The sequence below is a fragment of the Streptomyces nanshensis genome, assembly GCF_001751255.1.
In the GTDB taxonomy this organism is placed as follows: domain Bacteria; phylum Actinomycetota; class Actinomycetes; order Streptomycetales; family Streptomycetaceae; genus Streptomyces; species Streptomyces nanshensis_A.
In genome coordinates this window covers 1-8,381 of sequence record NZ_LJGW01000697.1, presented here as the reverse complement: position 1 = coordinate 8,381, position 8,381 = coordinate 1, and the positions used below count along the sequence as shown (strand labels likewise).

At 74.1% G+C, this 8,381-nt stretch carries 7 protein-coding genes; 2 read left to right on the top strand and 5 right to left on the bottom strand.

Annotated features, from left to right (window positions below; genetic code table 11):
* The 4 genes from AN218_RS32110 to AN218_RS32095 all read right to left on the bottom strand — a co-directional run.
* Positions 1-856: MFS transporter (locus AN218_RS32110; protein WP_070020545.1), on the bottom strand; the 856-nt coding region annotated here is incomplete at its 3' end.
* A 232-nt stretch (positions 857-1,088) separates the two neighbouring features.
* On the bottom strand, positions 1,089-1,628 hold the full coding sequence (locus AN218_RS32105) for a hypothetical protein (protein WP_244900892.1): 540 nt from the start codon (positions 1,626-1,628) through the stop codon (positions 1,089-1,091).
* A 216-nt stretch (positions 1,629-1,844) separates the two neighbouring features.
* The gene (gene rsgA, locus AN218_RS32100) at positions 1,845-3,035 is read right to left on the bottom strand and encodes a ribosome small subunit-dependent GTPase A (RefSeq protein WP_079132823.1); all 1,191 of its coding nucleotides are present in this window, start codon (positions 3,033-3,035) and stop codon (positions 1,845-1,847) included.
* A 436-nt stretch (positions 3,036-3,471) separates the two neighbouring features.
* Positions 3,472-4,596 (bottom strand): YihY/virulence factor BrkB family protein, encoded by a 1,125-nt coding sequence (locus AN218_RS32095; protein WP_070020543.1) that lies wholly within the window; start codon positions 4,594-4,596, stop codon positions 3,472-3,474.
* Between the two features lie 18 nt (positions 4,597-4,614).
* Here AN218_RS32095 and AN218_RS32090 point away from each other — a divergent pair, with 18 nt between their 5' ends.
* Both AN218_RS32090 and AN218_RS32085 read left to right on the top strand, forming a co-directional pair.
* Positions 4,615-6,342 (top strand): acyl-CoA dehydrogenase family protein, encoded by a 1,728-nt coding sequence (locus AN218_RS32090; RefSeq protein ID WP_070020542.1) that lies wholly within the window; start codon positions 4,615-4,617, stop codon positions 6,340-6,342.
* A 256-nt stretch (positions 6,343-6,598) separates the two neighbouring features.
* Positions 6,599-6,889: a hypothetical protein gene (locus AN218_RS32085; protein WP_070020541.1), complete on the top strand. Its 291-nt coding sequence runs from the start codon at positions 6,599-6,601 to the stop codon at positions 6,887-6,889.
* Between the two features lie 27 nt (positions 6,890-6,916).
* On the opposite strand, the gene AN218_RS32080 is transcribed toward AN218_RS32085, so the two are convergent.
* Positions 6,917-7,918, bottom strand: a complete 1,002-nt coding sequence (locus tag AN218_RS32080) for a carbohydrate kinase family protein (protein ID WP_079132822.1) — start codon at positions 7,916-7,918, stop codon at positions 6,917-6,919.
* Between the last annotated feature and the right edge of the window lie 463 nt (positions 7,919-8,381).

Below are 8,381 nucleotides of genomic sequence, written 5' to 3'. Positions count from 1 at the left end.
CGAGCGCCAGCGCCGGACCGAGCAGCCGCGCCCCGCGCCCCGCGCACCAGCCGCCCGCGGCGACGCCCGCCGTGACGAGCAGCATCAGCAGCGGCACGGTCGACTCGGCCACGTCCATCGAGCCGATCAGCAGCGGTACGTACTCGTCGATCATCAGGGCGCCGGTCACCGCCGAGGTCAGCAGGACGGCGTCACGGGCGGAGGGCGAGCCGCGCAGCTCACCGAGACCGGTGCGGAGCGTCGCGACGAAGCCGCCGGCACCGGGCTCGTCGGCCGCTTCGGGCCCCTCGGCCCCCTCGGGCTCGTCGCTCGCTTCGGGCTCGTCGCTCGTACCGGCGGGAGCACCGGCGGGGTGCGAAGTGCCGCGCGGCGCACGGGAGTCGGGGAACGTACGGGCGACGAGGGCGCCCAGTACGCAGACCGCGACGCTCGCCGCGCCCACCGCCCCGTAGCCGCCCAGGTGCAGCACGGGTCCGGCGGCGGCGGTGGCGGCCATCATGGCCGTCGTGCCCATCGCCTGGGACCGTCCCATGAGACGCGCGTAGGTGTCCGTCGCCTCCCGGCGCCCCAACTCCTCGTACACCAGCGCCTGCAGCGTCCCCGAGCGCAGCGAACTGCCCACGCCCCACAGCACGAACCCCGCCGCGAACGCCGGGTACGAGGGCAGCCACGTCCACAGCCCGTAGCCCGTCCCCGTCACGAGCGGGGCGAGGATCAGCAGCCGCCGGCGCGAGAAGAGGTCCGCCCAGAGCCCGGAGGGGATCTCCACGACGAACGTGACGCTCGACCAGATGATGAAGAGCGACGAGATCTCGGCGGCGGACAGCCCGTGCTCGCTGAAGAGCAGGGCGTACACGGGGTAGAGCAGGATCAGGTCTTCGAGGAACGCGTAGGCGTAGAGCCGCCGGGCCAGCCGGGAGACGGCGGCGGGCGCGGTCGCGGAAGGTTCGGACGAGAGTCCGGATGAAACTCAATGTCGCCACGTCATGCGCGCAGCGTACGACGGCGGCCGCGGACGCCGCACGGCCTTTTCCGTACGGCGTCCGGTCCCGTGCGGAGAGGGCGAGAGGGGGCGGTCCGCGCCCGGTTCAGCGGTCCCCGACCGGCTCCACGTGCGGCAGCCGCTGCAACAGCCCCCAGGTGAACTCCGCGATCACCTCGTGCCGTTCGCCGTTCGCGTCCGCCGCGACGAAGCCCAGCCGCCACCGTGTCGGCGCCGACCCCTCCAGCGGCCGGGCGGGCGCGTACGCGCGGGCCACCTCGTCGATCGTGCACGACCACGGCCGCAGATCCTCGACCGTACGCAGATCGGGCCCCGGCTCCCCGGGCGCGCGCACCAGCCACTCCGTGACGGCGCCGCCGCCCGGCAGGCTCACCACCTCGAAGCGGAGCGAGGGCCACAGCGGCACCGGCCACGACAGCACCTCGGTGTCCAGATCGCCGAGCGCGCGCCGCCCTGAGCGCTCGGGCGGCCCCAGCACCGACCGGTACCGGCCGACCGCGCTGCGCCGGTCGCGCCGCGAGTGCAGCATGGCCTGCCAGCGCCGGTTGGCCTCCCTCATCTCCGCACGCCCGGAGCCCAGTTCGGCCAGCGCGTCCAGCACGAGGTCCTGCTGGAAGTCGGCCATCCGTCGCAGCAGGACGAGTTGGAACTCACGGGGTCCGAACGTGCTCACCTGGCGGGGCCCTTCGTCGGCGTACGGGTGCAGGGGTGCGGGGCGGACGGGATGGACGTACTGGAGGGACGGACGGGCGGGGTGGACGGGTGCACGGTACGCACAGGGCGCGCCCGCCCCGCACGCGCCCCGCCCACACCCCGCCGCGGCGGCTCACCGGCCCCTCGGTCACCGGTCCCGGCGCGGCCCCCGCTTCCGTTCCGCGTTGTACCGCCCGACGGCCGACATCTCCTTGAACCGCCGCTTCTGCTCGGCCCGCAGCCTCGCGTCCGTACGGGCCGCGATGCGCTCGTTCTCGCGCAGCAGCTTGCGGTAGCTCTCCAGCCGGCGCTGCGGCAGCGTGCCGTCCTCGACGGCGGCGAGGACCGCGCAGCCCGGTTCCGCGGAGTGCCGGCAGTCGTGGAAGCGGCACTCGCCGGCGAGCGCCTCGATCTCCGCGAACGTACTGCTCACGCCGTCCTCCGCGCCCCACAGCCCGACGCCGCGCAGCCCCGGGGTGTCGATGAGGACGCCGCCGCCCGCCTCGGCGGGCAGCGGCAGCAGATCGCGGGTGGTCGTGGTGTGGCGCCCCTTGCCGTCGCTGTCGCGTACGGCATGTACGTCCTGGGCGTCCTCCCCCAGCAGCGCGTTGGCCAGCGTCGACTTGCCCGCACCGGACGGGCCCAGCAGTACGCAGGTGCCGCCCGCGATCACGGCGGACAGCACGTCGAGCCCGTCCCCGTCGGCGGCGCTGACGCTGAGCACCTCCACCCCGGGCGCCGACTCCTCGACGTCCGCGGCGAGTTGGGCGAGCGTGGCCGGGTCCGGGACGAGGTCGGCCTTGGTGAGGACGACCAGCGGCCGGGCGCCGCTCGACCACGCGAGGGCCACGAAGCGCTCCACGCGCGGCAGTTCGAGCTCCGCGGCGAGCGGCACGGCGATCAGCGCGACGTCGACGTTGGCGGCGAGCACCTGCCCCTCGGAGCGGTTGCCGGCGGTGGAGCGTACGAAGGCCGTACGGCGCGGCAGCAGCGCCCGCACCTCCGGCGAGCCGTCCGCGGTCTCCCCGGTGCCGCCGGGGTGCAGCGCGGCCCAGTCGCCGGTGCACACGGCGCGGGTGGGGTCGTCGGTGGCGACGGGTGCGGTGCGGGCGCGCACGGTGCCCTCGGCGGTGACGGCATCGCACCGGCCGCGGTCGACGCGTACGACCCGTGCCGGGATCAGGCCCTCGTCCTCGTACGGCGCGAAGGCGTCGGCGACGCAGGTGTCCCATCCGTAGCGCCGCAGGGGGTGCGCGACCGCGGAGGCGGCGGCGGATTCGGCAGCGGAAGCGGAACGGGGCCCGTACGTACGGGAGTCCGGGACGTCGCCCGGAGTCATGGACGGGTCGCCGGGCGGTACGGGTGGCACCGAAGGCGCGGACGGTTCGGAGGGAACGGACGGTCCAGATTCGGAAGGAACGGAAGATCCGGAGGGACATGACGGTACGGAACGCTGGGGAGACACGGGAGGACCCTTCGCCGGCGCGGTCCGGCCGCCCGTGCGCGGAGCGCGCACACCCGCGCCGCTGCGGGGCGGGTGGTGTCAGCCGGGGACCACGGAGGTGGAATCAACGGACTTCTGGATGCGGGCAGCGCCCGGCACGACGACGGCCATCGGTCCTCACCTCCCGCACGCCTCGGTCCTCCGGGCGGTCCGCGTCACGCGGCCCGCTCCCGTTCGCGTCGGACCCTAGCCCGCCCGCACGCACCCCCGCGAACCCTTTTTCCGTCCGCGGGACGGGGCGGGCGAGGCCCGGCACAGAAGCGAGCGGCGCTCAGCGGCTGCGCCGCGACCGCAGCCGCGCCCGTACGTCGGCGTGCGGCAGGAACTTCGTCCAGCGTTCGGGGAATTCGGCCGGCGGGTCCTCCTCGTCGCCGCCCGTGCTCTCCGCCTCGCGCATCGCACGGCGCGCGGCCACCGCCGCGACGACCTCCGCGGCGGCCTCCTCCCGCGCCCGTTCGTTCATGCGCCGTGCCGTGGCCGTCGCGACGGACGGCCACACATGGTCGATGGCGGCGTTCACGGCGGCCCCGACGAGCACCGCGAAGGCGGAGACGCCGATCCACAGCAGTACGGCGACGGGCGCGGCCAGCGACCCGTAAATCGTGGGCCCCTCCACGGTGTTGGTGATGTACAGCCGCAGCAGCGCGCTGCCGAGCACCCACATCACCAGCGCCACGAGCGCGCCCGGGATGTCCTCGCGCCACGGCGAACGCACCGGCACCGAGACGTGGTAGAGCGTGGTGAGGAACGCCACGGACAGCAGCAGCACCACGGGCCAGTAGAAGACGGTGACCAGCCACTGCGCCTGCGGCACCAGCCGCAGCACCGCGTCCGGCCCGGCGACCATCAGCGGCAGCGCGACCGCGCCGACGACCAGGGCCACGAGGTACAGCAGGAAGGCCAGCAGCCGCGTCTTGACGATGCCGCGCTGCCCGTCCAGCCCGTACATCACGGTGATGGTGTCGATGAACACGTTCACCGCGCGCGACCCCGACCACAGCGCCAGCGCGAACCCGAGGGAGATCACATCGGGCCGCCCGCCGCGGATGACGTCGTCGATGAGCGGACGGGCGAGCTGCCGTACGCCGCGGTCGGAGAGCACGGTGGCCGAGGCGTCCAGGAAGTTGTGCCGGATGGAGGCGATGGTGTCCGTGCCGATCCAGGCGTCGAGATACCCCAGCAGTCCGATGAGTCCTAGCAGCAGCGGCGGGATCGAGATCAGGGTGAAGAACGCCGCCTCGGCCGCGAGCCCCAGCACGCGGTACTCCATGCAGGAGTTGACGGTGTCCTTCAGCAGCAGCCACGCCATCTTGCGTTTGGGGACGTTCCGGTAGACGACTCGCGCCCTGCGGAAGCGACCGCCCTGGCGCGGTGGGGTTTCGTCGGCTGGTTGCACCTCCTTAACGTATCTGCCATGCCAGCCTCCACTCACACCGTGACCAATCAGCCGCCACCCCTTGTCGACTACGACATCTTCGCGGCAGACCCCGCCCTCACCGAGGCGGTCGCCCGCCACGCCTCCCCCGAGCACGCCGAGGCCGTACGGGCCGAACTGAGCGAACTGGGCCTCGGCGCCGGTTCCGCCGAAGCCCAGGAGTGGGGGCGCCAGGCCAACGAGGTGCCGCCGGTGCTGCGTACGCACGACCGGTACGGCAACCGCATCGACGAGGTGGAGTTCCACCCCGCGTGGCACCGGCTGATGGACCGCGCCGTCAGCGCCGGCCTGACCGACGCCTGGTCCCGTCCGGACGGCCAACTGCGCCGCACCGCGGGCTTCTACGTCTGGAGCCAGGTCGAGGCGGGCCACGGCTGCCCCGTCTCGATGACGCACGCCGCGGTGCCCGCGCTGCGCCGGGAGCCGGCGGTCGCCGCCGAGTGGGAGCCGCTGCTCTCCTCGCACACGTACCAGCCGGGACTGGACCGTCCGGCCTCCGCGAAGGCCGGTGCCATCGCCGGTATGGGCATGACGGAGAAGCAGGGCGGCAGCGACGTACGGGCCAACACGACGGTGGCCGTGCCGCTCACGGGCGGCGGCGCGGGCGACGGCGAGTACGTGCTGACCGGGCACAAGTGGTTCTGCTCGGCGCCCATGTCGGACGTCTTCCTGGTGCTCGCACAGGTCGCGGGCGACGGCGGAGACGGGGGCGCCGCCGGGGACGGCGGCGCCGGTGCGGACGGGGGCGGGCTCACCTGCTTCCTCGTGCCGCGCGTCCTGCCGGACGGCACCCGCAACACCTTCCGCATCCAGCGCCTGAAGGACAAGCTCGGCAACCGCTCGAACGCCTCCAGCGAGGTCGAGTTCGACGGTACGACGTGGGCGCGCCGCGTGGGCGAGGTCGGCCGCGGAGTGGCCACGATCATCGAGATGGTCGCCGCGACGCGGCTCGACTGTGTGACGGGCTCGTCGGCGCTGATGCGCAACGCGGTCGCCCAGGCCGCCCACCATGCCGCGCACCGCAGCGCGTTCGGCGGCATCCTCGCGGACAAGCCGCTGATGCAGAACGTCCTGGCGGACCTGGCACTGGAGTCGGAGGCGGCGACGGCCCTCACGATGCGGCTCGCCACGGCCTTCGACGCCTCGCAGGGGGACGGCGAACTCGCGGCGCAGGAGCGGGCGTTGCTGCGGCTGGCGGTGCCGGCGGCGAAGTACTGGGTGACCAAGCGCGCCACCCCCGTGGTCGTCGAGGCGCTGGAGTGCCTGGGCGGCAACGGGTACGTCGAGGAGTCCGGCATGCCGCGGATGCTCCGCGAGTCCCCGCTCAACGCGATCTGGGAGGGCTCGGGCAACGTCCAGGCGCTGGATCTGCTGCGCGCCCTCCAGCGCTCCCCCGAGGCGCTCGACGCGTTCCTGGCCGAGATCGGCAAGGCCCGCGGCGCGGACCACCGTCTGGACGCCGCGACGAAGGACCTGCTGGCCGAACTCTCCGACCTGGACGGCATCGAGGCCCGCGCCCGCCGCCTGGTGGAACGCATGGCCCAGGTCCTCCAGGGCTCGCTGCTGGTCCGCTACGCGCCGGCGCCGGTGACCGACGCGTTCTGCGCCTCCCGGCTGGGCACCGACTGGGGCACCAACTTCGGCACCCTGCCCCACACCCTCGACCTCCGCGCGATCATGGACAGGGCCCGCCCGGAGGTGCCGTAACGCGGCGCGGACGGGGCGGGACCTTCTCCTGGCGCGTCTCGTCACGGCGGCCCTGACCGGCGACCTTCGCCGTCGGTGCGGGGCCGCCGCGCCCGCCCGGCGGGCGTCCCCCCGTACGGAGTCTTCGATCCGCGTACGGGCCGGAGCAGCGCCTGCGCGGCGACTGCGGAGTCGTCCCCTCATTTGAGGATGTACCTTTACGTGCCCTCATCACGCCGGGCGACGACCGAATCCGCATGCCATAACAGGGGAAATCATGACCAAGCCGAAGCTGTTCGTACTCGCCGCCGTGCTGATCGTGCTGGGAATCGGGCTGTTCGTCTGGGAGCCCGCGGGCCCCGAGGCGGAGTGCGCGAAGGACACCTCCCGTACGTCGGGCTTCGTCGACGAGGAGAAGAACTGCCCCATATCGATCGAGAGTTACGAGAGAATCCGCGAGGCCAAGAGCGGCCCGCAGTGGGACAACATAGGCGGCCTGGTCCTGGTGGTCGGGGGCATCGGCGTCGCGATCACCGCCGCCGTACGCAAGTCCCGTACGACGGCCTGAGTTTCGCCGGGACCGGCCCGCCCCCGGTCACAACTCCCCCGCCCACGGCGGGTTCGCGCCGCGGACCGCGCAGACCGCCGCCGCCACGCGGACGCCGAAGTGCAGGGCCGCGGCGAGGTGTTCGGGGCCCAGGGCGTCGAGACGGCCGCCCAGGGCGCCGGCCTCGTGGAGGGAGTGCAGAAAGCCCGCCATGAACGAGTCGCCCGCGCCGACGGAGTCGACGACCGTCACCGGCGGCGCGGGGACGCGGAGGTGTTCGCCGTCGAGGGAGGCGAAGACGCCGTCGGCGCCGAGGGTGACCACGACGAGGCGGGCGCCGTACTCGTGGAAGGTGCCGGCGGCCTCTTCGAGGGAGGTGCCCTCGGGCACGAGGTGGGCGAGGTCGTCGTCGGACAGGCGCAGGATGTCGGCGGCGGCGCACCAGCGCGGGAGGGCGCTGCGGTAGGCGGCCGGTTCGACCAGCAGGGGGCGGACGTTGGGGTCGACGGAGACGGTGGCGCGCTGCCGTACGCCGGCGAGCAGCTCCTCGATGGCCGCGCCGCCCGGCGGCCGTACGAGCGCCAGCGAGCCGGTGTGCAGACAGGAGAGCGGGCCGTCCGCGGCGGCGGCGAGTTCCTGCGGCGTCCACTGGAAGTCGGCGGTGTTCTCGGCGTGGAAGGAGTAGTCGGCGCGGCCCTCGTCGTCGAGGTCGGCCACCGCGAGGGTGCTGGGTTCGTGTGCGCCGACCGTACGGCTCAAGTCGACGCCGGACTCGGCGAGATGGTCGCGGAAGAGCCGTCCGAAGACGTCGCCCGAGATGCGGCCGAGGAAGCGGGTCGGGGTGGCGAGACGGGCCAGCGCGACGGCGGTGTTGGCGGGGCCGCCGCCGGGGAGCACGTCCAGTCCGATGGCCGGGGTGCCCGCGTCCGTGGCCGGTGGCCGTACGAACGCGTCGGCGACGCACTCGCCGAGCACCGCCACCGGAGCGGAGGCCGATGCGGAAGCGGAGGCGGCGCCGCCGGGGTCGGCGGACGGTGCGGGCGCGGGCATACGGACCTCTCCGGTTCGGGCTCGGGTACGCGTGCGGCTCTCGGGTACGGCTGCGGGCTGCGTCGGACTACGTCTGCGGCTCCGGCGCGCGTGCGGCGGCGCGCGGACCGCGCTGGAGTCCAGCAGGCACCCGCGGCCCTGTCAACGAGCCCCCTCCGCAGACGGGCGGGAAGCGGGCACGGCACGGCGCGAGCCGGACATCTCCCGGTCACGGGACGCCTCCACGCCTCTCTCCCGCGGACGGTTTCGGCGCCGTCCCCACCGTCGCGGCCGGCCGTGTGATCTCCCCCGCCGCCCCCGCGCGAAGCGTCCGGTATGTATCGTCCGGTCGCGTAAGGACCCGCCGTCGGAAGGGACATCGCAGTGCCACGTGACCAGGGCCGCGACCCCGGAGGGCACCGGGCGCACCGCGGACCGCGCGGCAGCCGGGGCGGACCGCCCTCGCGGCGCGACCACGGAGGCG

Excerpts from the sequence above, each read along its gene's own strand:
- AN218_RS32105 (WP_244900892.1), bottom strand. The coding sequence starts at position 1,628 with ATGGCCGACTTCCAGCAGGACCTCGTGCTGGACGCGCTGGCCGAACTG.
- rsgA (WP_079132823.1), bottom strand. The coding sequence starts at position 3,035 with ATGACTCCGGGCGACGTCCCGGACTCCCGTACGTACGGGCCCCGTTCC.
- AN218_RS32090 (WP_070020542.1), top strand. The coding sequence starts at position 4,615 with ATGCCAGCCTCCACTCACACCGTGACCAATCAGCCGCCACCCCTTGTC.
- AN218_RS32085 (WP_070020541.1), top strand. The coding sequence starts at position 6,599 with ATGACCAAGCCGAAGCTGTTCGTACTCGCCGCCGTGCTGATCGTGCTG.
- AN218_RS32080 (WP_079132822.1), bottom strand. The coding sequence starts at position 7,918 with ATGCCCGCGCCCGCACCGTCCGCCGACCCCGGCGGCGCCGCCTCCGCT.